Genomic DNA, 26,941 nt, shown 5'->3' on the forward strand with positions numbered 1-26,941 from the left:
GCACCAGACAAGCGGAAAGGCACTGCAGACCCCACCGGCCGCCTATGCGTCTTGCTGGCGGGCAGCAACGTCCGGCGTATCCACCTTCACGTCTGCGCACTGGGCGCGGTGCAGCAGCGCATGGTCCATGAGCACGAGTGCGAGCATGGCCTCGGCGATCGGCGTGGCGCGTATGCCCACGCAGGGGTCGTGGCGGCCGAAGGTCTCCACCGTGGTGGCTTCGCCGCTGCGCGTGATGCTGGCCTTGGGTGTGCGAATCGAACTGGTGGGCTTGATGGCGATGTTCACCGTGACCGGCTGGCCGGTGGAGATGCCACCCAGCACACCACCCGCGTTGTTGCTGGCAAAGCCGGCAGCGCTCATTTCGTCGCCATGCTGGCTGCCGCGCTGCGCGACGCTGGCAAAGCCGGCGCCAATCTCCACGCCCTTGACGGCATTGATGCCCATCATGGCGTAGGCAATGTCGGCATCCAGCCGGTCGTACAGCGGCGCACCCAGACCCACAGGCACGCCGGTCGCCTCCACGTGAATGCGCGCGCCGCAGCTGTCGCCCGCCTTGCGCAGGGCATCCATGTAGGCCTCCAGCTCGGTGACATCCGCCACCGCAGCAAAGAAGGGGTTGTTGGGTACATGGGCCCAATCCTCGAAGCCGATCTCCAGCTCGCCCACGGCCGACATGCGGCCGCGCACCTGCGTGCCGAATTGGTCCGCCAGCCACTTCTTGGCTACAGCACCGGCCGCGACCATAGGGGCTGTGAGGCGGGCCGAGGAACGGCCGCCACCGCGCGGATCACGGATGCCGTACTTCATCCAGTAGGTGTAGTCGGCATGGCCCGGGCGGAAGGTGTCGAGGATGTTGCCGTAGTCCTTGCTGCGCTGATCGGTGTTGCGGATCAGCAGGCAAATGGGCGCACCGGTGGTCTTGCCTTCGAAGACGCCGGAGAGGATCTCCACGCGGTCGTCTTCCTGGCGCTGCGTGACGTGACGCGAGGTGCCGGGCTTGCGTCGATCCAGATCCGGCTGCATGTCCGCCTCGGACAGCGCCAGGCCCGGCGGGCAGCCGTCGATCACGCAGCCGATGGCCGGACCATGCGATTCGCCGAAGTTCGTGACTGCAAAAAGCTTGCCGAAGGTGCTGCCTGACATGGAACCCTGTTCTCCTCGCCGGGCATTATGCCGGCCAGCCTTTCAGCGCGAGCCACAGCGCCACACCAACCAGCGCAAGCGCCATGGCCCGGTTGAACCACGCGAGACGTGCACCAACGGCAAGCCACTCCCGGAGCTGCGCGCCAATCCACGCCCAGACAAGATTCGTGATGAGGCCGTTGAATGCAAAACCCGCCAGCACAGCGGCGTGCCATGCCGGGGTGTTGTGCGGCGTCTGGGCGATGGCGGTGAGCGCCAGCATCCAGATCTTGGCGTTCAGCAGGCAGTTGAGCAGCCCCGCCGAGACGCCGATGCTCGCATGGGCTTCCTTCTGAACGAGTACGCGGGTGTTGGCGATCTTCCAAGCCAGCCACACCATGTAGGCCGTGCCTGCAAGCAGCAAGCTGACGCGCAGCGCCGGATGAGCATTGAGCACCGCGGCCAGGCCGGCCGCCGTCACGGCATAGGCGGCTGCAAAACCCAGCGTCACCCCAAGAATGAACGGCAGCGCACCCCGCACGCCGTAGTTCACGCCCAGCACGGTAGAGACAGCCGTGTTTGCGCCAGGCGTGATCGTGCCCGCCGCCAGAAAGGCAAATACGGCCAGCCAGTCGCCAATCATCCGCGGGGCTACTTCCAGTCGCCGCGCAGCGCGAGCGTGGTATCGCGCAGGCCTTCAGGGCTGACGGCATCAGGCTGCACGGGCAGTCCGACGGCGATCCCCACCTTGGTATTGAAGCCGCGGCGCAGCGGCGCGCTCATGGCCGGGCCATCTTTGCGCGAGAAGAAGCTGCCCCAGAATCCACGCAGCGCGATCGGCACCACCGGCACCGGGTCGCGCTCCAGGATCTTCATCACCCCGCCCTTGAACGGGCCCATCTCGCCGTCATGCGTGATGGCGCCTTCCGGGAAGATCAGCACCAGCTCGCCATCGCGCAGCTCGCGGCTGACCTCATCGAACGCGCGCTGATAAACCTCCGGGTCCTGCTTGGCCGAGCAGATGGGAATGGCTTTGGCGGTGCGGAAAAACCAGGACAGAAACGGGATGCGGAAGATGTTGCGGTCCATCACGAAGCGGATCGGCCGCGGGCTGATCGCCATCAGCACCACGGCATCCACAAAGCTCACGTGGTTGGCCGTGAGCAGGGCCGCGCCCGTGGCGGGAATGCGATCCGTGTCTTCCTTCTTCACGCGGTAGATGGTGTGCACCAGGATCCATGCGATGAAGCGCAGCAGGAACTCCGGCACCAGCAGGAAGATGTAGGCCGCCACCAGCGCATTGAGCAGCCCCGTTACGAGGAAGAGTTGCGGGATCGTGAAGCCCAGCTTGCCCAGCAGCACGGCACCCATGCCCGCGCTGACCACCATGAACAGGGCATTCAGGATGTTGTTGGCCGCAATGATGCGTGAGCGGTGTGTGGCCTCGCCGCGCGTCTGGATCAGCGCATACAGCGGCACGGAATAGAAGCCTGCAAACATCGACAGCAGGAACAGATCGATGATGACGCGCCAGTGCGCCGAATTCGCAAGGAAGGCACCCACGCCCACCTGCCCCACCGGCGCGAGGCCCCGGCTGGCGAAGTAGAGATCGATCGCGAACACGCTCATGCCGATTGAGCCGAAGGGCACCAGGCCAATCTCCACCATGCGGCCCGAAAGACGCTCGCACAGCACGCTTCCCACGCCGATACCAATCGAGAACACCGCCAGCAGCAGGGTCACCACGCCTTCATTGCCGCCGAGCACATCCTTGGAGAACACCGAGAACTGCGTGAGGAAGGTGGCGCCGAAGAACCACAACCAGCTGATCCCAAGCAGGGAGCGAAACACCACGATGTCCTTGTGCGCCAGCTTCAGGTTGCGCCAGGTCTCCGAGAACGGGTTCCAGTTGATCTTCAGAGCGCCATCCACCGGCGCGGTCTTCGGGATCATCAGGCTGGCGGCCAATCCCACAAACGCCACAACCAAGGTGGTGGCCGCAGCCAGCGTCACACCCGTGGCCGCCGCGCCTGGTTCGCTCTTCATCAGGAAACCTGCCCCCATGGTGCCCAGCAGGATGGCCACGAAGGTGCCCATCTCCACCAGACCGTTGCCGCCCACGATCTCGTCAGGCCGCAGATGCTGCGGCAGGTAGGCGAACTTGGCCGGACCGAAGAGCGTGGAGTGCAGGCCCATCAGGAAAGTGGTGACGAGCAGCAACGGCAGATTCTTGCTGATGAAACCCACCGCACCGACGAGCATGAATGCGACTTCCAGCACCTTCACCAGACGCATCACCTGCGTGACACCGTAGCGGTCGCTCAACTGCCCGCTGGTCGCCGAGAACAGCACAAAAGGCAGCACAAACAGCGCCGCAATCAGATTCACCACCAGCGCCGGGTTGGCGGCATTGATTTCCGCCGCGTGGTAGGTCACCAGCAGCGTGAAGGCGAACTTGAAGATGTTGTCATTGGCCGCGCCGCAGAATTGCGTGAGAAAGAACGGCGCAAAGCGGCGCTGCGACAGCAGCGACCACTGGCTGTGCTCGGTGGACATTCAGACTCCCTCGATGACGGACAGGTGCGCACTCTGCGGTGCGTGGCCGCCAAGCGTACAGCGAGGGATGCGGCGAGCTATGCGGCGGCTACGGGGAGTAGCGCAATGAGCGACTCAAGGCTGTTGCGCCAGCGGCAGCCGGGAAGAACACGATCGAGACACGAAACACAGGACGAAAGGCAGCCACAGCGCATGAAAGTGCCGGGTGAGCGTAGCGAGCGTGCCGCAGCGCCGCCGAGGAGCGCAGACGTACGGGCAGTACGTCGAGCACCGGACGCGGCGATCCGGCGCGCGCAGTAGCTCAACCGGTACTTTCCTCGGGTTCGGGCCAGTCGCGGATATAGGCCTTCAGCATCTTGTTCTCGAAGCTCTGCGCTTCAAGCACCGCCTTGGCCACGTCGTAGAAAGAGATCACGCCCAACAGCGTGCGGGCATTCATCACCGGCAGGTAGCGGGTGTGCTTCTCGAGCATCATGCGGCGCACCTCGTTGACCTCGGTGTCCGGCGTGCAGGTCATGGGCGCGTCATCCATCACGCTGCGGATCAGGGTGCTGCCGACGCTGCCGTTCTGCTTGTGCAGGGTCTCGATGATTTCCCGGAAGGTCAGCATGCCGACCAGGTCGCCGTGTTCCATGACGACCAGCGAGCCGATGTCGCGCTCGGCCATGGTCTTGATGGCTTCGGCGAGCGGCATGTCCGGGTTGGCGGTGAACAGCACGTCGCCCTTGACTTTCAGGATCTCGTAAACCTTCATGGCGCCTCCTCGTGCTCACGCTCGTCTCAGGGGTTCGACAGATACTATCCCAGCCTCGTTTGATTGCAACCGCGGGCCCATCCCATGAGTGATCGTCCCTATCCCGGTTTCGACACCCTGGCGCTACATGCCGGTGCCCGACCGGATCCGGCCACCGGCGCGCGCGCCACACCGATCTACGCCAGCACCTCCTTTGTGTTTGAGGACAGTGAGCACGCCGCGAGCCTGTTCAACATGGAGCGGGCCGGCCATGTGTATTCACGTATCTCCAACCCCACGGTGGCCGTGTTCGAGGAGCGCGTCGCAGCGCTCGAAGGCGGTATCGGCGCGATTGCAACAGCCAGCGGTCAGGCCGCGCTGCATTTGGCCATCTGCACGATCGCCGGTGCCGGCAGCCACATCGTGGCAAGCCGCTCGCTGTACGGCGGCAGCCAGAACCTGCTGGCCTACACGCTCAAGCGCTTCGGCATCGAGACCACCTTCATCAATCCGCGTGAACTGGACGAATGGCGCAACGCGATTCGGCCGAACACGAAGCTGCTGTTCGGCGAGACCCTGGGCAACCCTGGACTGGACGTGCTCAACATTCCGGCCGTCAGCGAAATCGCCCACGCGCGGCATCTTCCCCTGCTCGTGGACAGCACCTTCACCTCGCCGTGGTTGATGCAACCCTTTGAGCACGGGGCCGATCTGCTGTTCCATTCCGCCACCAAGTTTCTGGGTGGGCATGGCGTTGCGATTGGCGGGGTACTGGTGGACAGCGGCCGCTTCGACTGGCAGGCCGCGCATGCAGCCCACGGCCACTTTCCCGAGCTGTGCGAGCCCTACGCCGGGTTTCACAACATGGTCTTCACGGAGGAGTCCACCGTGGGCGCCTTCCTGCTGCGTGCCCGGCGCGAGGGCTTGCGCGACTTCGGTGCCTGCATGAGCCCGCACACGGCCTTTCTGCTGCTGCAGGGCATTGAAACGCTGCCGCTGCGCATGGAGCGGCATTTGGCCAACACACGCAGGGTGGTGGAGATGCTGGCGGCCCACCCTATGGTGGAACGCGTGGGCTATCCGGAGCTGGAGAGCCACCCGGACCACGCACTGGCGCAGCGCCTGCTGCCGCGCGGCTGCGGCGCAGTGTTCAGTTTCGATCTGCGCGGCACCCGCGCTGCGGGCCGAGCATTCGTCGAAAGCCTGAGGCTGTTCTCGCATCTGGCGAATGTGGGCGATGCGCGGTCGCTGGTCATTCACCCGGCCTCGACCACGCACTTCCGGGTCGCCGACGAGGATCTGGTCAAGAGCGGCATCACGCAGGGCACGATCCGCCTGTCGATCGGGCTGGAGGACGCAGGCGACCTGATCGACGATCTCAAACGGGCGCTCAAGGCAGCGGAACGGATCATGAAGTCATGAAGCTCGGCGACCTGTATGCCTACAGCGGCGGCAAGACGTTTGACGCCGCCAAACCCAGCGTGCTCTTCATCCACGGCGCGCAAAACGACCATTCCGTCTGGATCCTGCAGAGCCGCTGGTGCGCCCACCACGGCTACAACACCCTGGCCATCGACCTGCCCGGCCACGGTCAAAGCGCCGGGCCGCTGCGCACGAGCGTCGAGGCTCTGGCCGATGCCATGGCTGCAGCGCTGGATGCCGCGAATCTCGACAAGGTGCATGTGGTGGGCCACAGCATGGGCTCGCTCATCGGCCTTGAACTCGCAGGGCGGCTCAAGCGCGCGCGCAGCCTCACACTCGTCGGTACGGCACTGCCGATGAAGGTCAGCGATGCACTGCTTGCGGCCACACGCGAGGCGCCAGCCAAGGCGATGGACATGATCAATGCCTGGAGTTTCTCCAGCGCCTGGGGCGGCTTCTCTCACCGGCCGCAGGCGCCCGGCCCCGGCTTTGCCACGCCCTGGAGTGCGCTGCAGCTGATGCATCGCATCCATGTCAAGAACGGACCCGAGGTGCTGCCGACGGACTTTGCCGCCTGCAATGCCTACGCGCCGTCTGATGCGTTGCTGAAGAGCATCGAGTGTCCGACCCTGGTGGTGGCGGGCAGCGCAGACCAGATGACGCCCCCCAAGGCCGGCAAGGCCGTGGCGAGTGCCATCTCTGGTGCAAGGCTCGTGGTGCTGGACGGTGCCGGCCACCAGATCATGAGTGAGGCGCCCGACGCCCTGCTCAAGGCACTGGCTGCGCACCTCCAGGCCGTGGCTTGAACCTCTGCGGCACCGGTTCTACGCTCGCCACCAAAAGACCAAGGAGACACCATGAGCGAGACCACCGCCGCACCACAGCGCTACACGAGCTTTGCAGAGTTCTACCCCTTCTACCTGAGCGAGCACAGCAACCGCACGTGCCGCCGCCTGCACTTTGTCGGTTCGTCACTGGCGCTGCTGATTGCGGCCGCCGGGCTGTGGCGCGGCCAGCCGATCTACCTGCTCTATGCCCTGCTGTGCGGCTACGCCTTCGCATGGATCGGTCACTTCGGCTTCGAAAAGAACAAGCCCGCCAGCTTCAAGCAACCGCTCTACAGCTTCATGGGCGACTGGCGGATGTGGTTCCAGATCCTGACCGGCCAGATCAAGTTCTGATCCGGGGTTCTTCAGAAGCAGCTCTTCTTGTCCACAGGCTGCGTAGTGGACAAGCGGCGCGAGAACCCCACCTTGCTTCCGAGATGCCTTTCCGCTTGTCTGGCGGACCTCTTCAGGCATTTTGGCCTGAAGAAGCGCGTCAAACCTCGATGTAGCCCTTCGTTCCCGGGCTAGCGCCCGTGAATCTCCCGGGCGATCTTCTCGGCCATCATCAGCGTCGGCGAGTTGGTGTTGCCGCTGGTGATGGTCGGCATCAGGCTGGCGTCCACCACACGCAGCCCGCCCATGCCATGCACTCTGCCCTGCGCGTCGCACACGGCCATCGGGTCGGCCGCCGGGCCCATCTTGCAAGTGCCCACGGGGTGGAAGATGGTGGTGCCTATCGCACCCGCCGCGGTGGCAAGGTCTGCGTCAGAGACGAACTGCATGCCCGGCTTGAATTCCTCGGGCTGGTAGCGCGCCAGCGCAGGCTGAGACGCGATGCGCCGCGTCAGCCGGATGGACTCCGCGGCGACCTGCCGGTCTTCGTCGGTGGCCAGGTAGTTGGGGGTGATGAGCGGTGCGGCATCCGGGTCGCTGCTTGCGGCATGGATGCTGCCGCGGCTGGTGGGCCGCAGGTTGCACACACTCGCCGTGAAGGCATCGAAGCTGTGCAGCGGCTGCCCGAAGGCTTCCAGCGTGAGCGGCTGCACGTGGTACTGCACGTTGGCACGGGCGTGCCGCTCGCTGCTGCGCGCAAAGGCGCCGAGCTGGCTGGGTGCCATGCTCATGGGGCCGGTGCGCGTCAGCAGGTATTCCAAGCCGATGCGCGCCTTGCCGATCCAGGTGCTCGCCAGGGTGTTCAGCGTCTTCACGCCCTGCACCTTGAAGGCCATGCGCACCTGCAGGTGGTCCTGCAGGTTCTCGCCCACACCGGGCAAGTCGTGCACCACGGGCACGCCAAGCGCGGATACTCGCGCGCCCTGCCCCACGCCGCTGCGCTCCAGCAGCACCGGCGTGTTGACCGCGCCGGCACAGAGAATGACCTCCTTGTTGGCGCAGAAGGTCACCGTGACGCCGTCTTCACGCAGCACAGTTAGACCCGTGCAACGGCGGCCCTCGAAGTTCAGACGCTGCACCGGCGCGTGGATGAAGAGCGAGAGGTTGTCCCGAGCGAGGATGGGCTTGAGGAAGGCGCGCGCGGCGCTGAAGCGGAAGCCCTTCTTCTGGTTGACCTCGAAGTAGCCCACGCCCTCGTTGTCGCCGCGATTGAAGTCGTCCTTGCGCGGCAGGCCGGCCTGCACCGCGGCCTCGCGAAAGGCGTCGAGGATCTCCCAGGACAGGCGCTGCCGGCTGACCTGCCACTCGCCACGGTCGTTGTGCAGGGCGTCGGCGCCGCCGTGATAGGCCTCATGCTCCTTGAAGAAGGGCAGCACCTCGTCCCAGCGCCAGCCGGGGTTGGGGCCGTAGCCGTCACCGGCGGCCCAGGCGTCATAGTCGGCCGCCTGACCGCGCATATAGATCATGCCGTTGATGCTCGACGACCCGCCGATCACGCGGCCGCGCGGGTAGATCAGGCTGCGGCCGTTCAGGCCGGCATCGGCCTGGGTGCGATACATCCAGTCCGTGCGCGGATTGTTGATGCAGTAGAGATAGCCCACCGGGATGTGGATCCAGTGGTAGTTGTCGTTGCCGCCGGCTTCCACAAGCGCGACGGTGGTGCCCTTGTCGCGCGACAGGCGGTTGGCGAGCAGGCACCCTGCGGTGCCCGCCCCGACAATCACGTAGTCGTAAGTCTTGTCTGTCTCCGTATTCATGCCGCAGAGGCTAGCGCAGCGCCTGCGATGACGGAATGACCTCGCCGCCACGCGGCTTGATGACGAATTGACGGTGACCGCCCTTGGCGGCGCGAAGCAACTGTGCTGCCTCGAACGGCAAGCCGGCGGGGTCGTGCCGTGTCGCGGCGTCAGCATGATGCGCTGCGCCGACGTCGCAGCCTCGTCGCACCTACACTGCGCGCCCATGCAATCACTCTGGATGCTGCTGGCCGCACTGCTGTTTGCCGTGATGGGTCTGCTGGTCAAGCTGGTGTCGGCCGAAGTGCCGGTCAGCCAGGCCGTGTTCTTTCGAGGCGTGGTGGCGGCGCTGATCCTTGGCGGCTGGATGGCCTGGCGGCGCCTGGCCTTCGGCACGCCGCATGTGCGGCTGCAGGTGCAGCGCACGGCCAGCGGCGTGGCGGCGCTCACGCTGTTCTTCTACGCCATCAGCGTGCTGCCACTGGCCACAGCGACGACGTTGAACTACACCTCGCCGCTGTTCGTGGCGCTGTTCACGGTGATGGCGACCATCTTGGCCGGCCGCCGACAGCTGCCCTGGGCGCTGCTGGCCTGCATCGTCGTGGGGTTCGCAGGCATCGTGCTGCTTCTGCAGCCCGTGTTCTCCCAAGGTGACACAGGGGCCGCGCTGCTGGGGCTGCTCTCCGGGCTGTTGTCGGCCCTGGCCTACTGGAACATCCGCGCGCTGGGCAAGCTCGGCGAACCGGAATGGCGCACGGTGTTCTATCACTCCGCCGTGACCGCGCTGGTGGGGGTGACGGGCATGGCGCTTTTTGGCATGGTGTGGCCTTCGGCGAATGGCTGGGTCATGCTGCTGGCAATCGGTGTGATGGCGTTGGCGGCGCAACTGGCCATGACGCGTGCCTTTTCGCGCGGCAAGACGCTGCTGACCAGCAGCCTGCAATACACGGTGGTGGTGTTTTCCACCCTGCTGGGCGTGTGGGTGGCAGGCGATGCGCTGAGCACTATGGCGATCACTGGCATCGTTATCGTGCTGACAGCCGGTGTGGTGGCCACGCTCGTTACCATTCGCGCCGCCACTTCGGTGGTATCTCACCCTGGCAGCGCATCGAGCAGCCGGGAATCGCTCCCCACAAAGGAAACGATGAATGTTTCAAACGCTGATTAGTGCCCCCGCCCTGCGCAAGCTGCTGGCCAGCGGCGCGAGCGTGGCGGTGTTCGACTGCCGGCACGATCTCATGGATGTGCAGCTGGGCCGCCGCCAATACGCGGAAGGCCACATTCCCGGCGCACAGTTCGCGCACCTGGACGACGACCTCTCCGCGCCCAAGACCGGTGCGAATGGCCGCCACCCACTACCGGTGCGTGAGAAGTTTGCGCAGTGGCTCGGCAGCCGCGGGGTGCACAACGGCATGCAGGTGGTGGTCTATGACGCTTCGGGCGGCATGTTTGCCGCACGCCTGTGGTGGATGTGCCGCTGGCTGGGCCTGGAGGCCGTGGCGGTTCTGGATGGCGGATGGCCGCAGTGGCTGGCAGCCGGCGGCGAGAGCACGACGGTGGTACCCAGCCCGGCAGCAGGGCAGGTTCAGCCGGCCGCTGCGCTGGTGGAGGCCGTTGACGTGGCCGCCGTTGAGGCGAACCTGCTCGAACCCCGGTTCACCCTGCTCGATGCCCGGGCGCCGGAGCGCTTTCGCGGCGAGGTGGAGCCGATCGACCCGGTGGCCGGCCACATTCCGGGCAGCCGCAACCGCTTCTTCAAGGACAACCTGGAGGCGGACGGCCGCTTCAAGCCGGCTGATCAGCTGCGCCGTGAGCTGCAGGCCGTGCTGGGCGACACGCCGGCCAACCAGTGGGTGATGAGCTGCGGCTCAGGCTCAACGGCCTGCCACAACGTGCTGGCCATGGAACTTGCCGGACTGGGCACGCCACCCATGTATGCCGGAAGCTGGAGCGAGTGGGTGGCAGACCGCACGCGCCCGGTCGCAAAAGGTTGATCAATAAATCATTTTCGGACTAGATTTTGATCAAGAGTGATTGGCCACATTCCGCATACCCAATGCGGAACGTGGCATTTCAACCGACTCCTCATAAGTTGAAATCGGCCATCTAGTGCGAATGTGGCACCAACATGTGCGCGCCTACGATGAAGGCCACGCCCAGACCCATCAGCGCCACATCGGCGAAGTAGCTGCGCTCGCGGCTTGAGCGATTCACGAAGGGAATCAGGTCGCTCATCGCGATGTAGATGAAGCTTGATGCGGCCAGCATGATCACGTAGGGCAGCGCCTCCTGCGCAGTGTCCAGCAGGAAGTAGCCCAGCACACCGCCAGCCACGCTCATCAGGCTCACCAGCATGTTGAACATGAAGGCACGGGTCTTGGAGAAGCCGTTCGACAGCAGGATCATGAAGTCGCCGATCTCCTGCGGGATCTCGTGGGCGGCGATCGACAGTGCGGTCAGCATGCCCAGCTTCCAGTCGATCAGGAAGGCCGCGGCGATCAGGATGCCGTCGCAGAAGTTGTGCAGGCCGTCGCCGATCAGGATCAGGTAGCCGCCGGGGCCGGCCTCGCGGGCGTTGAAGCCGTGATCGTGATGATGACCGTCGTGCTCATGGTGGTGACTGTGCCGCAGCAGCATGGTCTTCTGCAGCATGAAGAACAGGAAGATCCCGCCGAGTAGCACGGCAAACAGGTCGTAAACGTCCGCCTGGCTCTGCGTGGCTTCCGGGATGAGATGAAGCAGTGCGGCAGCCAGCAGCACGCCAATCGCAAAACTGACCATGCGCTCCACCACCTTGCCCAGCATGGTGTAGGCAATCAGTCCGGCGAGCACCATGCTCAGGGCGCCGGAGGCAAGGGTGGCCAGGATGATGACGGATAAGGTGGACATAGCGCTTCGAAGACTCGGCAAGCAATCAGACTGGGGAACAAACAAAAAGCGCGCTGGGTGAGCAGCGCGCTTGAAGCTTTCAAAGAAGTATAGAAAAGCTGTCAAGCCCCCCCTGGAGGCCCTTGGCTGCGCCCAAATCAACCCACGCCGTGGGTCTTGAACCAGGCGAGGCAGCGCTTCCAGCCGTCCTCAGCCGCGTCCTTCCGGTAGCTGGGCCGGTAGTCGGCATGGAAAGCATGTGGCGCCTGGTCGTAGACCTTGAACTGGCTGGCCTTGGCGGCCGGGTTCGCCGAGGCCTTCAGCGCGTCTTCCATTTTCCAGACCGTGTCCATGGGAATGCCGGTGTCAGCCTCGCCATACAGGCCGAGGACCGGCGCGTTCAGTTCTCCAACGACATCCAGCGGGTGGCGCGGCGTGTTTGCGCTGCCCTGCCCCACCAGCCGGCCGTACCAGGCCACACCGGCCTTCACCGCCTTGCTGTGCGCTGTGTACATCCAGGTGATGCGCCCGCCCCAGCAGAAGCCGGTCACGGCCAGCTTGTCACTGCCGTCGCCGACACGCGCCCAGGCCGCCACGGCATCGAGGTCGCTCATGACCTGCGCGTCCGGCACCTTGCTGACGACTTCACTGATGAGCTTGGCGATGTCGGTGTAGGGTTTTGGATCACCCTGACGGAAAAACAGCTCCGGGGCGATCGCCAGATAGCCCTGCTTGGCGAAGCGACGCGCCACATCGGCGATGTGCTCGTGCACACCAAAGATCTCCTGCACCACCAGCACCACCGGCAGCCCCTTCTTGCCGGCGGGTTTGGCGGCATACACCGGCAAATCACCAGTCGATGTCTTGACCTTGGCCCAGCCAACCTCCAGGCCTTGGGTGTCAGTGGTGATCATGGTCTGGGCGCAAACCGGCAGAGTCGCCGCTGCAAAGCCGATGCCGACGCTGCCGCCGACAAAGGCCCGACGTGACAGTTTGAGTTCCGGCCGCAGCGCGTCGTAGTCCTTCACGAGATCCATGACTGTCTCCTGGATGAGCAGAGTGCCAAAGCCTACGCTGGTTCGGCGCGTCGGGCGAGCACCGCAAGCCTGCTCCGGCGGCCCCGGTGCGCCGGTACTCGTTGGGGCACTGCGCCTCAAAGCACGCTGATCGTCAGCCGCCCCTCGAATTCCTCGCCCGGGTCCAGGGTGATCGGCCGGCTCACGCACACCGGCTCCACGCACACGAAACGCTGCCAGTCTTCCGGCGGCAGATCGCCGATCTTGGCGGCACCGACTTCGCCCGGATTCCAGATCATCCATTCGGCAAAGCCCTCGGACGACAGCTCAAGCGTCCGCCCTGGCTGCACCAGAGTGAGATCCTCACTGTCATGCACCAGTACCTCCACCTCGCGGCCATCGAATGCCAGCGGGGTGTCCTTGGGCAGCTCGAGCTTGCGCTTGCCGATGCGGTCGGTCATCCAGCGGCCGGACAGGCCGTCCACCCACGAAGCTGTGAGTGCAGTGGTGGCGAAATAGGGGTGCAGTCCGCCAGTCCACCAGACGCTGTCGGTGCCGACGTTCTTGATGGTGAGCGTGATCTCCAGGCTGTCTTCGTCGGCCTCGCCCAGCACGGTGAGCTCGGCCTGACCAGGCCAGCGAGGGTCGGCATTCGGCCCCAGGGTCAAGTCAGCCTGGAATTCGCTGTCATCGTTGCCGGCAGCGATGGCCCACTCCCGGGTGCGCACCAGGCCGTGCTTGGGCAGGCGGCCTGCATCGGAGAACTGCGGAAACAGCACCGGCACCCCACCGCGGATCGGTGCGCTGCCATCAAACACCGCCTTGGGACTGGTATAGAACAGCTCTCCATAGTTGCGCAGACGGCAGGCGATGATCTGCCCGCCCAGCGCCGTCCCTTGCAGGCCGGCGCCCGCGCCAACCGCGGCCATCTTGAACTTGAAGTCGAAAAGCTTGCCACCGATCACTTGGCGCCTCCGCCCTTCTTTCTCGCTGGCGGCTTGACCGTGCTCTTGCTGGGGTAACGCTTGAGCCAGTCGAAAAACTCGGCATACCAGAGCTTGCTGTTGCGCGGCTTGAGGATCCAGTGGTTCTCGTCCGGGAACCACACCAGGCGCGCGTCGATCTCCTGTGCCTTGAGGGTGCTGTAGTAGGCCAGACCCTGGGCATCGGGTACGCGGTAATCCAGCTGACCGTGAATGACCAGCGTGGGCGTGCTGAAGTGTCTCGCAAAGGCGTGCGGGCTCTGCTTGTGCACCTTGGCCATGTCGTCCCAGTACCAGGCGCCCAGTTCCTTCTTGAACCATTCGGCGCCATCGCTGGCGAACATACTGACCCAGTCGTAGCAGCCGGCATGGCAGACGTAGGCCTGGTAGCGGCCGGGTTTGCAGTGTCCGTTCATCCACGCAACCATGTAGCCGCCATAGCTGCCGCCAGTGGCATAGACCCGGTTGGCGTCGATGTAGGGCTTGGTCAGCATGTGGTCGGTGGCGGCCTCGACGTCCTGCAGCTCGAGCTCGCCCCAGCGGTGCGTGATGCTGTCCTTGTAGTCGAAGCCGAAGCTCGTGGAACCGTGATAGTTCACGCACACCACGACATAGTCCTGCGTGCCGTTGCCGCTGGCAAAGACCTGGTTGTTCCAGCGGTAGTGGAAGGTGTCGCCACTGGCCGTGTGCGGACCGCCATGAATGCAGTGCAGCAGCGGATACTTCTTCTTGGCATCGAAGCCCGGGGGGTAGATCACCCACATCTGCGCATCGGTACGCTTGCCGTCGATCTTCGCGCCCTTGTAGCTCACGCTCTCGTAGGGGCCGAACTTGAAGGCCTTGAGCAGTTCGTCGTTGAAGCGCTCGAGGCGCTTCGGTGTGCCTTCAGCATCGAGGACATGGAGCCGATCCGGGTGGACCATGCTGTCTGACGTATAGACGAGCTGGCCGGCACTCACTGAGAACCCGTGCACCCAGCCACCCTGCACCAGGACCTTGGGCGTGCGGGTCTTCAGATCAAAGTGCCAGAGGTGGCAGCGGCCCAGGTCTTCGGCCATGCAGTACAAGGCATCGCCTTCCGTGCTCCAGGCAGGCACACCCACCACTTCTCGGTCCCACTTGGCCGACAGAGCCTGCCAGCGGCCGCTGGCCGCGTCGACCATGCCGAGCAGCGCCGGCGCGGTATGCCGCTTGCCGGAATGCGCGACGACGACCGCGAGCTGCTTGCCATCGGCGGCATGCACCGGGTGCCGGAAGTCCCAGTCCTTGTCCTGCACCAGCAAGCTGACCTTGCGCGTCTTCACGTCGATGCGCGACAGCGCAAAGGTGTTCAGGATGCGCTTGACGGGCAGCGGATCATGGCTGAAGACGATGTGCTTGCCGTCGGGGCTGATGTCGTAGTCGGCGGCGCTCGCATCGGCCCGGCCCAGCTCCAATGCGCTGCCCTCGAAGAGATCGGTCACCTTGCCGGTGGCGATGTCGACCACGTGCAGGTGAATCGCACGCCCCATGGGCAGATTGTGGTCCCAGTGGCGGTACCAGTGCTCCTCGGTGACGTAGGCACTTTCCTTGCGGTCCTTGAAGGCCTTGTGCGCCTTGGTCTGCGCCTTGTCGCCCATCTCTTGCGGCCAGACCCAGGACAGGAAGGCGATGCGCTTGCCATCCGGAAACCACTTGATGCCGAAGACACCGGGCGCGTAGTCGGTCACCCTGCGGGCTTCGCCGCCGTCCGGGGCAATGACGTAGATCTGCGCGCTGTCGTCCTTCTTGCCCTCCTGCTCGCGCTTGGCCACGAACGCAATCAGATCGCCGCGCGGGCTCCATGCTGCTTCGCCATCCTTCTCGCCGCAGGCCGTGAGTTTGCGCGGGTCGCCGCCGAAGGTCGAGAACAGCCACAGCGAACTGCTGCTCTTGTTGGCATCCATGTCGTACCGAGTCACGCTGGCCACCGCCTGAGCGCCGTCGGGTGACAGCTTTGGGGCGCCGATGCGCTCAAGCTTCCAGAGGTCTTCCACCGTGATGCGTTGCTTGCTCATGCCGTCTCCGTGTTGTGCAGTGCGCCGAGTCGGCGCGCGTCCAAGTGTTGACCCCGGGCGCTAGTGCGCCTCTTCCCAGTTCGAACCCTCACCCACCTCGGCGAGGAGCGGTACATCCAGCTGAGCCACACCAGCCATGCGCTGCGTCACCTGCGTCTTCATGAGCAACAGCTCCGCCTCCGGGACCTCCAGCACCAGTTCATCGTGCACCTGCATCACCATGCGGCTTTGCAACCCGTCGCGATGCAGCCACGCCGAGATGTCCACCATGGCCATCTTGATCAGGTCCGCCGCGGTGCCCTGCATCGGCGCATTGATCGCGGCGCGTTCTGCGCCCTGGCGACGCGGACCGTTCGGGCTGTTGATTTCGGGTAACCAGAGGCGCCGTCCAAACGCGGTCTGCACATAGCCGTGTTGCTTGGCCTCGACTCGGGTGCGTTCCATGTAGGCCGCCACACCCGGGTAGCGGGCAAAGTAGGTGTCGATGTAGTGCTTGGCTGCGTCGCGTTCGATACCCAGGTTCGATGCAAGGCCGAAGGCGCTCATCCCGTAGATCAGCCCGAAGTTGATGACCTTGGCGTAGCGGCGCTGCTCGCTCGTCACCGCGTCGCGCGCCACGCCGAAGATCTCGCTGGCCGTTGCGCGGTGCACATCCTCGCCCTCGGCAAAGGCTCGCTTGAGAGAAGCATCGCCCGAGATGTGCGCCATGATGCGCAGCTCGATCTGCGAGTAGTCGGCGCTGATGATGCGCTTTCCCGGGGGCGCGATGAAGGCCTCGCGGATCTTGCGGCCCTCCGCGGTGCGCACCGGGATGTTCTGCAGGTTCGGATCGCTGCTGGACAGACGGCCCGTGACCACCGCGGCCTGGGCATAGTGGGTATGCACGCGGCCCGTGGCGGGGTGGATCATCTTGGGCAGCTTGTCTGCGTAGGTGCTCTTGAGCTTGGCCAGTCCGCGATACTCCAGAATGACCTTGGGCAGCGGGAAGTCTTCTGCCAGCTTGGTGAGCACTTCTTCGTCGGTGCTGGGCGCACCGGTAGCCGTCTTCTTCACCACCGGCAGCTTGAGCTTGTCGAAGAAGAGCTCGCCCAGCTGCTTCGGGCTGTTCAGATTGAAGGGCTGCCCGGCCTGCTCGTAAGCCTGCTGCTCCAGTGCCATCATCTGCACGCCCATGGCATGGCTGTGATCTGCAAGACGCTGCGCGTCGATGCTCACACCGGTGCGCTCGATCTCGAACAGGACCGGCTGGCAGGCCAGTTCCAGCGCATAGATGCGCGCAAGGCCAGAATCGGCTTGAATCCTCGGCCAAAGACGCTGATGGACCTGCAGAGTGAGGTCGGCATCCTCGGCGCTGTACTCGGTGGCTCGCTCGACGCTGACTTCATCGAATCCGATCTGATTGGCCCCCTTGCCGCACACCTCTTCATAGGTGAGCCCCTTGCGCGACAGCCAACGCTCCGCCAGCGCATCGAGGCTGCTGCTCTTGTGGCTCTCCAGGACATAGCTCGCAAGCATGGTGTCGTGCACCACGCCGGCCAATGCCACGCCGTGGTTGGCCAGCACATGCATGTCGTACTTGGCGTGCTGCAGCAGCTTGGGGCGCGCTGTATCTTCCAGCCAGGGCTTCAGGCGCGCGAGCACCTCGTCAAATGGAAGCTGCGCGGGTGCGTCCGGATACCGGTGCGCCAGCGGGATATAGCAGGCATGCCCGGCCTCCACACAGAGGCTGATGCCGACCAGCCGCGCCTGCATCTCCTCGATGCTGGTGGTTTCCGTATCCAGGCTCACAAGCTCCGCCGACTGTATGCGGCTCAGCCAGGCATCGAATGCTTCCCAGGTGAGCACCGCTTCGTAGCGCGCGTCGGCCTTGCCGAGTCCGGGTGCGGGCACGTCGTCCTGCACGCGTGCATCGCCCTTGGGGATAGCCTGCGCGTCGCCGGTGAGCTCGCGCAGCAGGCTGCGCAGGCCGTAGCGATCCGACACCCCGGCAAGCGTGTCAAGATCGATCGGCATGGCGTCCAGGCCGTCAATCGGGACGATGCCCGACACATCGCGCTTGACGGTCAGCAGCTCACGCGTCATGGGAAACATCGGCAGGGCCTTGCGCAGGTTCTCGCCCACTACGCCCTTGATTGACTCGGCCTTGGCGATGATGTCGTCCAGCGTGCCGTACTCGGTGAGCCACTTGACCGCCGTCTTGGGGCCGCACTTCTCCACACCCGGCACGTTGTCCACACTGTCGCCGATCAGCGCGAGGTAGTCCACGATGCGCTCCGGCGGCACGCCAAACTTGGCGATGACGCCCATGCGATCGAGCTTCTCGTTGCTCATCGTATTCACGAGCGTCACATGATCGTCTACCAGCTGGGCCAGGTCCTTGTCGCCGGTCGAGACGATCGTCTTCCAGCCGGCCTGGGTCGCCTGGTGGGCATAGGTGGCGATCACGTCGTCGGCTTCGACCCCTTCGATGGCGAGCACCGGCCAGCCTAGCGCGCCGACAGCCTCATGAATCGGCTCGATCTGGGCGCGCAGGTCTTCGGGCATGCTGGGCCGGTTGGCCTTGTAGTCCGGGTAGAGATCGTCCCGAAAGGTCTTGCCCTTGGCGTCGAACACACAGGCCAGATGGGTGGCGCTGGGGTAATCTGCCCGCAGGCGCTTGAGCATGTTGATGATGCCGTACAGCGCCCCCGTAGGCTCGCCGGCCTTGTTGCGCAGATCCGGCATGGCATGGAACGCGCGATACAGGTAGCTCGAGCCGTCCACAAGGAGCAGGGTCTTATCCATGGCACAGGATGTTAAGGGCAACGGCAATCACAAGCCGCTGCCACCCAAGCTGCGCGCCATCGACAACGCCGAGCGCGCCACGATGCGCAAGGCGCGGGAGAGTTGGCATCTGTTCGGCATCCTTGCCGAGTTCGTCGAAAGCGCTGAAACGCTCTCCGAAGTCCGGCCCGCCGTGTCTATCTTCGGCTCGGCCCGCGTCAAGCCGGATCACCCGTACTACCAGACCACCGTGGAGCTGGCCCGCCTGCTGTCTGATGCCGGGTTTGCCGTCATCACGGGCGGTGGCCCCGGCATCATGGAGGCCGGCAATATCGGTGCATTTGCGGGCGCTTCTCCGTCCGTGGGCCTGAACATCGAGCTGCCACACGAGCAGCACGGCAACCCGCACCAGAACATCGCCCTGCGCTTCCGGCACTTCTTCGCCCGCAAGGTGGCTTTTGTGAAGTACGCCAACGCGTTCGTGATGATGCCCGGCGGCTTCGGCACACTGGACGAGCTGTGCGAAGTGCTAACACTGGTCCAGACGGGCAAGGCCCGGCGGATGCCCATCATTCTTGTGGGTAGCGCTTTCTGGGCGGGTCTAATCGACTGGATCCGCGGCACGCTGCTGGCCGAAAAGATGATCAGCCCCGAGGACATGAATCTCATCCAGATCATCGACGAGCCGCAGGCCGTCGTCGATGCCATCTTTGCCTTCTACGAGAACCGCGGCTTCGGCATGACGCCGCGCGAACGCGAGCTGATGCTCCAGCTCTGAACCACGACTCACCTCAAGCCCAGGGATTGAATGGCGGTCTACACCTCGCTGGACGCATCAGACTGCGAAGCACTGCTTGCGCATTACGACGTCGGTCACTATCTACGCCATGTCGGCATCGGCGCCGGCATCGAGAACACCAACTACTTCCTGGACACGCACCAGTCCCGCTGGGTACTCACGGTCTTCGAGCGGCTGACGGCAGGGCAGCTGCCCTACTACCTGGAGCTGGCGGAGCATCTGGCGCGCCAGGGCCTGCCGGTACCGGCGCCGCAGCGCACGCGCGCAGGCGAGCTCATCGTCACGCTGAAGGGCAAGCCGGCCGCGCTTGTGCAGCGCGTTCCAGGGCAGGACGTGCTGTGGCCCACTGCAGACCATTGCGCGCAAATGGGTACGGTGCTCGCGCGGATGCATCTGGCCGGCCGACTGTTCGGCCACTCACAGCCAAACTTGCGCGGGCTGCCCTGGATTGCAACGCAGCTGGAACCGCTTGCGCCGCATCTTCCCGCCGATCTGCGCCAATTGCTCACCACCGAGATCGCAGCGCAGCAAGACTTTGCAGTGCGATGCGCGGCACTTCCGGCCGGTCCGGTCCACGCTGACCTGTTCCGCGACAACGCTTTGTTTGAGGCAGGGCGCCTGTCCGGCATCATCGACTTCTACTTTGCCGGCAACGACACTTGGCTGTTCGACTTCTGCGTCACGCTCAACGACTGGTGCATCGACCAGGACAGCGGTCTGCTGGATCGGGATCGGGCGCGCGCCTTCGGCAGCGCCTACCAGTTTGTTCGGCCATTCACGGACAATGAAGTGCCGGCGCTCGCGCTGATGGCCCGCCTCGCTGCCCTGCGCTTCTGGGTCAGCCGCCTGTCGGACTGGTACATGCCCCGGGCAGCCGCGCTGCTCACACCGAAAGATCCCACACACTTCGAGCGGATATTGCGCGCACGGCAAAATTCGCCCCTGTCACTCGCGGATCTTTCATGAGCAACATTTCCATCCGACAGGTACCGGCATCACACGGCGTGCAGTGGATCAAGCGCGGGCTGGCCATCATGATGGCGCAGCCGCTGGCGGTGCACGGGGCCTTCTTCTTCTATCTGCTCAGCACGCTATTGCTGCAGCAGGTCCCGGTGCTCGGCGGGCTGCTGCCCGCGCTGGTGGCACCGGCGCTGGTGGCCGGTGTCATGACGGTGATTCGCTCGGCGGCGCTGCAGACCACGCCCTCCGCTGGGCAGTTGGTCATCGGCTTTCGCGACCCCGCAGCGCGCACTCAATTGTTGCTTGGCGGCGTGCTTTACCTGATCGGTTTTTTCATTGCCATGCTGGCCAGCACCCTGGGCGATGGAGGCATGCTCTTTGGGGGCGCGATCCTGGGCAAGCCCATTGATGCCAGCCCGCAGAACATCAACGCGCTCACGCTGGCGCAGTTCATTGCACTGGCCGCGCTCATGCCCACGGTGTTCGCTTTCTGGTTCGCGCCTCAGTTCATGGCCTGGCACGCGATGGGTTTTGCAAAGGCCTGCTTCTTCAGCTTCTTCGGCTGTGTGCGCAACTTCGGCGCCATCATCGTCATGTTTGGCAGCTTCCTGATCATTCTCCTGATCGGCGCGCTGGTGGTATCTCTCTTCGCGATGATCTTCGGCTCCGAAGGCATCGCCACGGTGATGATGGTGCCGATCGGCCTGTTCTGCCTTGTACTTGTCTTCTGCACCTTCCATGCGAGCTACGAGGATGTGGTCGTCATTGCTGCGCCCGAGCCTGCACTGAGCGAGAACATGAATGACCCGACGCCGTGAACTGATCGCCACCAGTCTGCTTCTGCTCACGGTGCCCTGTACGCGAGCGGCCGGCGGCAATGTCGTGCGCCTGCGCGGCGACGTACTCGTCAACGGCGGCCGTCTCTACCCGGACGGCTGGATCCAGACCGGCGACACGGTGGAGACCGGGCCGGCCTCAGCCGTGGTGTTCACAATCGGCGACACCGCCCTCTGGATGCGGCCCCTGACGCGCATGACCGTGCACCGCGGGTACAGCATCAATGCCGTATCTGGACTGCGAATGGTCACCGGTGCAGTACTGGCCGTGTTCGGCAAATTGCCAGGTGGACGGGGCGCATCACGCCACCTCACGACCCCCACCATCACGGTGGGTGTACGCGGCACCGGCATCTACATGGAGCACGAGCGCAATGACAACACCTACTTCTGCAATTGCTATGGCGAAGTGGACGTGAGTCTGAACAACGCACCCGGCGTGCGCGAACGGCTCGAGGCTCAGTACCACGCCAGCCGCACCTTCTTCACAGAACCAAGGCGCGGAATGATTTCCGAGCTCACACCGCCCAAGAACCACGAAGACCAGGAACTGGAGTTCCTGGCCAGCCTGATCGGTCAGCGGACGGCGTGGCAAATCACGGGCCAGCGCGGCCCCAAGGACGGGCGCGGCCAGTTCTACCGCTAGGGAGCTGCGGTGGCGGCGCCTGCTTGGCGCCGCCCGCATCAGACGCTAGAAGCGAGAGCGCAGACCAAGCACCACACTGCGTCCGGGCTGCGGCGCCTCATCCTTCAAGATTGAAGTGTGCAGTCGATACGCTTCGTTGGTCGCGTTGCGAACCAGGGCGAACAGTTCCGTATCGACGCCCATAGCGCGGATACGCCAGCTCGCATCCAGGTCCAGACGTGTGTAGCCCTCAGTGGGCGTCTCCAGCAGTGACACCCGGTTCTGCGCTGACACGCGGGTGAGGTTGCCACCCAGCTTGACCGGGCCTGCCGCATAGCGCAGTCCGACGCCGAGTCGCTGGGGCGCAATGCGCGGCACGGGGCTGCCGTCGGCCAAGGTTGCACGCACCGTGTCGCCGAAGATCCGTGCAGTCAGCCCTGCCAGCGGGGTGTCGGCCAGCAATTCAAACTCCGCACCGCGGAAGCGCGCGCTGGTCTGCACATACTGCAGGAAAACGAACTCGCCAGCAGGATCCACGGTGCCGGCTTCATCCACGCGATCGGCCACGCCATCTCCATTCCCGTCGATGAATTGCCCGAAGACGTAGTTGGAAAAGCGCTGCTGGAACAGGCTCACGCTGCCGCGTACCGGGCCGTCGGTCTTGCGCAGAGTCAGGTCGATTGCGCGGGAACGTTCCTTGCGCAAACTCGCATCACCGACCTCGAAGGTTGCCGTGGCCTCATGCGGGCCGTTGGTGTACAGCTCCGAGGGTGTTGGCGCGCGCTCGTTGCTGGAGAGGGTCAAGCCCGCGTTGAAACCCGGTGCAAACCGCCACAGCCCTCCTGCAGAGACGGACATCAGGTTGAAGCTGCGTGCGCGATTGCTCGTGGAAGCCAGTGTGGGCCGATGCTCTTCACGCTCCGTGCGCAGACCCAGATCCAGCGCGAAGGCGCCAAAGTCACGCTCTTCGACAAGCGCCAACGCGTCGGCCTGAGTCTTTACAGGTTCGACGATCTCCACATCGCCTGTGGGCGAGAGCGCCGAGAAGTCGCGCCGCTGCGCCTGCAGGACGAGCGTGCCGCGCCAGCCGGCCAAAGGCGCATGCTTGAACTCGGCTCGCCCTTCTGTTGCGTCCGTCTTGAAGGTCACAGCCACTTCGCGCGTCGGCAGCTCGATCTCGCTGTGCTCATAGTTCGTACGCGCAAGGCGAAACGTGGCGGACTCCAGCCAACCGCTCCCGGTGTAGCGCGCCAACAGGTCGGCACGCCGTTGCTTCATGTCCAGGAAGGCTTCTTCCGCCGGGACACCATAGGTGCTGCGCTCGTCCTGGACGGACGCGCCGACCAGCCAGCGATCGGCCACGAAACTCGCGCCCAGACCGTACTCGCGGTTGTCGGTGTCGCTGTTGGGCAGACGGCCCGAGAATGACGCGGGATCGTTCTTCACGGACAGTCCAGGGAACGCATAGTCATCCGTGCGCGCTTTCAAGGCGTCCACATGCCACGCGAACCGGTCTGCGCCTCCGTTGCCCTCGAGCGCGCCGCTGCGTTCTCCCGTGCCTGAGGCTGCACGCAGCTGCAGCTCGCCGCCAAGTGCGGCCGGGACGGTCAGCGGAATGCGCCGATTCACCACGTTCACAAGGCCGCCAATCGCGCCCGAGCCATACAGAAGGGTCGCAGGGCCGCGCAGGACTTCAACCTGCGTGGCGTTCAGGGTCTCGGTGGCCACACGATGATCTGGAGACAGGACGGACACATCTGCAATGCCCAGTCCGTTCTCCAGCATCTGCAACCGCGGACCGTCCTGGCCGCGGATGATGGGGCGGCCGGCACCCGGCGCAAAGCCGCTGCTGGTCACGCCAGGCAGCGCCGAGAGCGTGTCGCCGAGATTCACCGCATTCAGCCCCTGCAGCTCGCTGCGGGTGATGACGGTGGCAGGCTGGCTGAGCTGGTCTGCACTGCGCGCTACGGGTGTGGCAGTCACGACGACCGGTTCAATTTTGCGCGGCTCGGGCTCAGTCGGGGTTGGCGGTGAAGCCGTCTGGGCAAGTGCATTGGCTGCGAGCGCCAAGGGAAAAGCCGCGACCAAGGCGCGACGAAGCGGCCTGGATCGCAGGCCGGGATGACGATGCAAGTTCATGGGTGTACCTGAATGGATGTGCACGACCCGCTACAGCCGACGCGAAACGCATCGGGCTGACGGGTGCGGTGCAAAGGAAATCGAGAGACGGCGGGCCGAGGAACTCAGCCGCGCACGATGGGCCGGTTCAGGTCCGTACCGGCGGACCGCGCGCCCGGGGAGCCAGGCGAGCGTTGAAGCTGGGTTGAGGGATGGGTCCAGATTGCAGGACTGCGGCTGCACTGAACTGGGGGATTGCCGCCGATGGGGCCGCCTGTGCGTCGGCACAGAGCTGATGGTCCACATCAGCACAGGTGCCATTCGCCCCGTGCAAGACATCGGCCAGATGCAACACCCAACTGGCATCGTGCGAATGGTCGCCGTGCTCGCACCCATCTGGATGCACCGGGGCGTCGGTCGTCGTGAACGCAGCCGCAACCGTTCCGTGGCCGGCATCGAAATGCGCGTGGCCAACGCGGTGCAGCACCCCGGCCGCCTGAGTCGCCAGCAGACACAGCACCATCCACGCAGCAAACCAGTGCAGCGTGCGGCGCGGCTTCAATCGACTCAGCGTTTCGGGCAAAGAGTGCACGGCGGCAGCTTAGCGGCTTGGCCCTGACGGTCTCGCTAGCCGCTCACGGAGTTCCAGACCGAAGGAGAGCTCGATCACGACGCATCCGGAAGGGCTCTCCGCTTGTCCCATGCGGATTTCCAGCCACTTCTGCCTGAAGAACCGCATGGATGCTGGGTTTACGTTTTCAGACCCGCTCCAGGCGAGCAACAGACAGCGCCAGCCACTTCATGCCAGCCTCACCAAAGTTGATCTGCGCCCGGGCATCATTGCCCGCGCCCTCGAGGTTCACGATCACGCCTTCACCGAACTTGGGGTGGCGTACGCCCTGACCCAGGCGCCATCCGTGGCTGGTCTGCGGCTTGGCGAAGGCAGGCACCGCGCCGCCGCCGTAGTCGGCATCGCCGAAGGGCTTGCCGCCGCCGCGCTGCCAGGCGTCGCGCATGCCGGCGGAGAATCCGGTACCCATGCCACTGATCTTCGGCGTCAGCCAGCGCAGCGCCTCTTCGGGCAGCTCGTCGAAGAAGCGGCTCTTCAGCCCATAGCGGGTCTGGCCGTGCATCATGCGGCTGGCACAGAAGCTGATGTACAGACGCTTGCGCGCCCGTGTGATGGCCACGTACATGAGCCGGCGTTCCTCCTCGATGCCGCCGTCTTCCTTCAGGCTGTTCTCGTGCGGGAACAGGCCTTCCTCCAGCCCCGTGAGAAAGACCGCGTCGAACTCCAGGCCCTTGGCGGCATGCACGGTCATGAGCTGCACGGCGTCTTCGCCCGCCTGGGCCTGATTGTCGCCGGCCTCCAGCGAGGCGTGCGAAAGGAAGGCGGCCAGCGGGCTGGGCAGCTCGTTTTCGGCCTCGGCCTGGGTGGCCGGGGCGTCCAGCGCATAGCCTTCCTCGGCATTGAAGTTGCGCGCCGCGTTGACGAGTTCCTCAAGGTTCTCGATGCGCTCCTCGCCTTCCTTGTCAGCGCGATACATGGCCAGCAGGCCGCTGGCGTCGATGATGTGCTCGACGATCTCGTGAAGCGGCAGGCCCTGGGTGGCAAAGCGCATGCCGTCGATCAGCTTCACGAAGGCGCCGATGCTCGTGCCCGCCTTACCCGCAAGAAAGGCCACCGCACCGTACAGCGATGTACCGCGTTCGCGCGCCATGTCCTGCAGCTGCTCAACCGAACGGGCGCCAATGCCGCGCGTGGGCAGATTCACTACCCGCGCAAAGGCGGTGTCGTCGTGCGGGTTCTCCATCAGCCGCAGGTAGGCCAGCGCATGCTTGATTTCGGCCCGCTCGAAGAAGCGCAGGCCGCCGTACACGCGATAAGGAATGCCGTGGCGCATCAGGCCCTGTTCAAACGCCCGGCTCTGAGCGTTGCTGCGGTACAGGATGGCGCACTGGCTGCGCGGCCAGCCGTCGCGGGTCAGGCCGCCAACTTCCTCCAGCACGAACTGCGCCTCGGCCAGATCGCTCGGCGCCTCGAACACGCGCACCTGCTCACCCACACCCGCATCGGTCCAGAGCTCCTTGCCCAGGCGCTTGGCGTTGTTCTTGATGAGCGCATTGGCGCTATTCAGGATGTGACCGTGGCTGCGGTAGTTCTGCTCGAGCTTGATCAGGTTGCGCACCTGGAAGTCGCGCACCAGCGAGTCCATATTGCCCACGTTCGCACCGCGAAACGCGTAGATGCTCTGGTCGTCGTCGCCCACCGCAAAGATGTTGGCCACCGCGATGCGCTTGCTCTCGGCCGCACGCGTACGGTCGATGTCGCTCATGTACTCCCCCTGCCCGGCCAGCAGGCGCAGCCAGGCGTATTGGAGGGTGTTGGTGTCCTGGAACTCGTCGATCAGGATGTGCGAGAAGCGGTGCTGGTAGTGCGTGCGCAGCGGGATGTTCTTGAGCAGCACCTCGTAGGTGCGCAGCAGCAGCTCGGCAAAGTCGACCACGCCCTCGCGCTCGCACTGGTCCTGGTAGAGCTGGTACAGCTGGACGTACTTGCGGTTGAACTCGTCGTTCACCTCCACATCGCCCGGGCGCAGACCGCTTTCCTTGCAATTGTTGATGAACCAGCCCACCTGCTTGGGCGGGTACTTCTCGTCATCCACGCCGTTGGCCTTCATCAGGCGCTTGATGGCGGACTGCTGGTCCTGCGTATCGAGGATCTGGAAGGTCTGCGGCAGGCCGGCGTCACGGTGATGCAGGCGCAGAAAGCGGTTGCACAGGCCGTGGAAGGTGCCTAGCCACATGCCGCGCACATTGATGGGCAGCATGGCCGACAGGCGCGTGAGCATCTCCTTGGCGGCCTTGTTGGTGAAGGTCACCGCCAGCACCCCCTGCGGCGACACGCGGCCGGTCTGGATCAGCCAGGCAATACGTGTCGTCAACACCCGCGTCTTGCCGCTGCCCGCCCCCGCCAGGATGAGCGCCGGCTGGTCGGGCAGCGTGACGGCGGCAAGTTGTTCGGGGTTGAGGTTGGCAAGCAGGGTGTCGGACATGGGCGGCATTATCGCCGCGACCCCGCTTGAGACATGCCGCACGCCTGGCCAGCCGAGGCGCAGTCCACGTGTCGGCAATCCAACGACAT

General features: G+C 64.8%; 22 protein-coding genes. 10 read left to right on the forward strand and 12 right to left on the reverse strand.

Annotated features, from left to right (window positions below):
• Nucleotides 1-42: 42 nt before the first annotated feature.
• From aroC to ACMDW7_RS11180, 4 genes are all read right to left on the reverse strand, one after another.
• The gene (gene aroC / locus ACMDW7_RS11165) at nucleotides 43-1,146 is read right to left on the reverse strand and encodes a chorismate synthase (protein ID WP_377300675.1); all 1,104 of its coding nucleotides are present in this window, start codon (nucleotides 1,144-1,146) and stop codon (nucleotides 43-45) included.
• A gap of 25 nt (nucleotides 1,147-1,171) precedes the next feature.
• Entirely contained in the window at nucleotides 1,172-1,768 is a 597-nt protein-coding gene (locus tag ACMDW7_RS11170; RefSeq protein WP_377300674.1) for a LysE family translocator, read from the reverse strand.
• An 8-nt stretch (nucleotides 1,769-1,776) separates the two neighbouring features.
• Nucleotides 1,777-3,681, reverse strand: coding sequence for an MFS transporter (locus tag ACMDW7_RS11175; RefSeq protein WP_377300673.1), 1,905 nt, complete (start codon nucleotides 3,679-3,681; stop codon nucleotides 1,777-1,779).
• Nucleotides 3,682-3,982: 301 nt separating this feature from the next.
• Complete coding sequence (locus ACMDW7_RS11180) at nucleotides 3,983-4,435, reverse strand: CBS domain-containing protein (RefSeq protein ID WP_377300672.1); 453 nt, start codon at nucleotides 4,433-4,435, stop codon at nucleotides 3,983-3,985.
• Between the two features lie 84 nt (nucleotides 4,436-4,519).
• Between ACMDW7_RS11180 and ACMDW7_RS11185 the strand changes: the two genes are divergently transcribed.
• From ACMDW7_RS11185 to ACMDW7_RS11195, 3 genes are read left to right on the forward strand one after another with little or no spacing between them, the layout of a single operon-like run.
• Nucleotides 4,520-5,836, forward strand: a complete 1,317-nt coding sequence (locus ACMDW7_RS11185) for an O-acetylhomoserine aminocarboxypropyltransferase (protein ID WP_377300671.1) — start codon at nucleotides 4,520-4,522, stop codon at nucleotides 5,834-5,836.
• Nucleotides 5,833-6,642 carry an alpha/beta fold hydrolase gene (locus ACMDW7_RS11190; protein WP_377300670.1) on the forward strand — a complete coding sequence of 270 codons (810 nt, stop codon included), beginning with the start codon at nucleotides 5,833-5,835 and terminating at the stop codon, nucleotides 6,640-6,642. Before ACMDW7_RS11185 ends, ACMDW7_RS11190 begins: the two co-directional genes overlap by 4 nt.
• Before the next feature lie 51 nt (nucleotides 6,643-6,693).
• A complete protein-coding gene (locus tag ACMDW7_RS11195; RefSeq protein ID WP_377300669.1) occupies nucleotides 6,694-7,017 on the forward strand; it encodes an Mpo1-like protein in 324 nt (107 codons plus the stop codon).
• A 170-nt stretch (nucleotides 7,018-7,187) separates the two neighbouring features.
• Here the strand turns inward: ACMDW7_RS11195 and ACMDW7_RS11200 are convergent, their stop codons facing one another.
• Nucleotides 7,188-8,813: a GMC family oxidoreductase gene (locus tag ACMDW7_RS11200; protein WP_377300668.1), complete on the reverse strand. Its 1,626-nt coding sequence runs from the start codon at nucleotides 8,811-8,813 to the stop codon at nucleotides 7,188-7,190.
• 205 nt (nucleotides 8,814-9,018) lie between these two features.
• On the opposite strand from ACMDW7_RS11200, the gene ACMDW7_RS11205 reads away from it, so the two are divergent.
• A complete protein-coding gene (locus tag ACMDW7_RS11205; protein WP_377300667.1) occupies nucleotides 9,019-9,960 on the forward strand; it encodes a DMT family transporter in 942 nt (313 codons plus the stop codon).
• The gene (locus ACMDW7_RS11210; protein ID WP_377300666.1) at nucleotides 9,941-10,786 is read left to right on the forward strand and encodes a sulfurtransferase; all 846 of its coding nucleotides are present in this window, start codon (nucleotides 9,941-9,943) and stop codon (nucleotides 10,784-10,786) included. The genes ACMDW7_RS11205 and ACMDW7_RS11210 overlap by 20 nt, the downstream gene beginning before the upstream one ends.
• 112 nt (nucleotides 10,787-10,898) lie before the next feature.
• Here ACMDW7_RS11210 and ACMDW7_RS11215 read toward each other — a convergent pair whose 3' ends face one another.
• The 5 genes from ACMDW7_RS11215 to polA form a co-directional block, all read right to left on the reverse strand.
• Entirely contained in the window at nucleotides 10,899-11,681 is a 783-nt protein-coding gene (locus tag ACMDW7_RS11215; RefSeq protein WP_377300665.1) for a ZIP family metal transporter, read from the reverse strand.
• A gap of 137 nt (nucleotides 11,682-11,818) precedes the next feature.
• A complete protein-coding gene (locus ACMDW7_RS11220) occupies nucleotides 11,819-12,697 on the reverse strand; it encodes a dienelactone hydrolase family protein (RefSeq protein WP_377300664.1) in 879 nt (292 codons plus the stop codon).
• A 116-nt stretch (nucleotides 12,698-12,813) separates the two neighbouring features.
• The gene (locus ACMDW7_RS11225; RefSeq protein WP_377300663.1) at nucleotides 12,814-13,641 is read right to left on the reverse strand and encodes a D-hexose-6-phosphate mutarotase; all 828 of its coding nucleotides are present in this window, start codon (nucleotides 13,639-13,641) and stop codon (nucleotides 12,814-12,816) included.
• Nucleotides 13,638-15,695: a S9 family peptidase gene (locus tag ACMDW7_RS11230; RefSeq protein ID WP_377300662.1), complete on the reverse strand. Its 2,058-nt coding sequence runs from the start codon at nucleotides 15,693-15,695 to the stop codon at nucleotides 13,638-13,640. Before ACMDW7_RS11230 ends, ACMDW7_RS11225 begins: the two co-directional genes overlap by 4 nt.
• Before the next feature lie 60 nt (nucleotides 15,696-15,755).
• Nucleotides 15,756-18,479 carry a DNA polymerase I gene (gene polA, locus ACMDW7_RS11235; RefSeq protein ID WP_377300661.1) on the reverse strand — a complete coding sequence of 908 codons (2,724 nt, stop codon included), beginning with the start codon at nucleotides 18,477-18,479 and terminating at the stop codon, nucleotides 15,756-15,758.
• Between polA and ACMDW7_RS11240 the strand changes: the two genes are divergently transcribed.
• The 4 genes from ACMDW7_RS11240 to ACMDW7_RS11255 are packed head-to-tail and all read left to right on the forward strand — an operon-like array spanning nucleotide 18,478 to nucleotide 21,699.
• On the forward strand, nucleotides 18,478-19,236 hold the full coding sequence (locus tag ACMDW7_RS11240; protein WP_377300660.1) for a TIGR00730 family Rossman fold protein: 759 nt from the start codon (nucleotides 18,478-18,480) through the stop codon (nucleotides 19,234-19,236). The genes polA and ACMDW7_RS11240 overlap by 2 nt on opposite strands.
• Before the next feature lie 30 nt (nucleotides 19,237-19,266).
• The gene (locus ACMDW7_RS11245) at nucleotides 19,267-20,223 is read left to right on the forward strand and encodes a homoserine kinase (protein ID WP_377300659.1); all 957 of its coding nucleotides are present in this window, start codon (nucleotides 19,267-19,269) and stop codon (nucleotides 20,221-20,223) included.
• Nucleotides 20,220-21,035 (forward strand): BPSS1780 family membrane protein, encoded by an 816-nt coding sequence (locus ACMDW7_RS11250; RefSeq protein WP_377300658.1) that lies wholly within the window; start codon nucleotides 20,220-20,222, stop codon nucleotides 21,033-21,035. Before ACMDW7_RS11245 ends, ACMDW7_RS11250 begins: the two co-directional genes overlap by 4 nt.
• Nucleotides 21,019-21,699 carry an iron dicitrate transport regulator FecR gene (locus ACMDW7_RS11255; RefSeq protein ID WP_377300657.1) on the forward strand — a complete coding sequence of 227 codons (681 nt, stop codon included), beginning with the start codon at nucleotides 21,019-21,021 and terminating at the stop codon, nucleotides 21,697-21,699. Before ACMDW7_RS11250 ends, ACMDW7_RS11255 begins: the two co-directional genes overlap by 17 nt.
• A 45-nt stretch (nucleotides 21,700-21,744) precedes the next feature.
• On the opposite strand, the gene ACMDW7_RS11260 is transcribed toward ACMDW7_RS11255, so the two are convergent.
• The gene (locus ACMDW7_RS11260; RefSeq protein ID WP_377300656.1) at nucleotides 21,745-23,661 is read right to left on the reverse strand and encodes a TonB-dependent receptor; all 1,917 of its coding nucleotides are present in this window, start codon (nucleotides 23,659-23,661) and stop codon (nucleotides 21,745-21,747) included.
• A 430-nt stretch (nucleotides 23,662-24,091) separates the two neighbouring features.
• On the opposite strand from ACMDW7_RS11260, the gene ACMDW7_RS11265 reads away from it, so the two are divergent.
• Nucleotides 24,092-24,415 (forward strand): hypothetical protein, encoded by a 324-nt coding sequence (locus tag ACMDW7_RS11265; RefSeq protein WP_377300655.1) that lies wholly within the window; start codon nucleotides 24,092-24,094, stop codon nucleotides 24,413-24,415.
• 139 nt (nucleotides 24,416-24,554) lie between these two features.
• Here ACMDW7_RS11265 and ACMDW7_RS11270 read toward each other — a convergent pair whose 3' ends face one another.
• A complete protein-coding gene (locus tag ACMDW7_RS11270) occupies nucleotides 24,555-26,852 on the reverse strand; it encodes a UvrD-helicase domain-containing protein (RefSeq protein ID WP_377300654.1) in 2,298 nt (765 codons plus the stop codon).
• Between the last annotated feature and the right edge of the window lie 89 nt (nucleotides 26,853-26,941).

The organism is Piscinibacterium candidicorallinum, assembly GCF_047549485.1.
GTDB lineage: Bacteria > Pseudomonadota > Gammaproteobacteria > Burkholderiales > Burkholderiaceae_C > Piscinibacterium > Piscinibacterium candidicorallinum.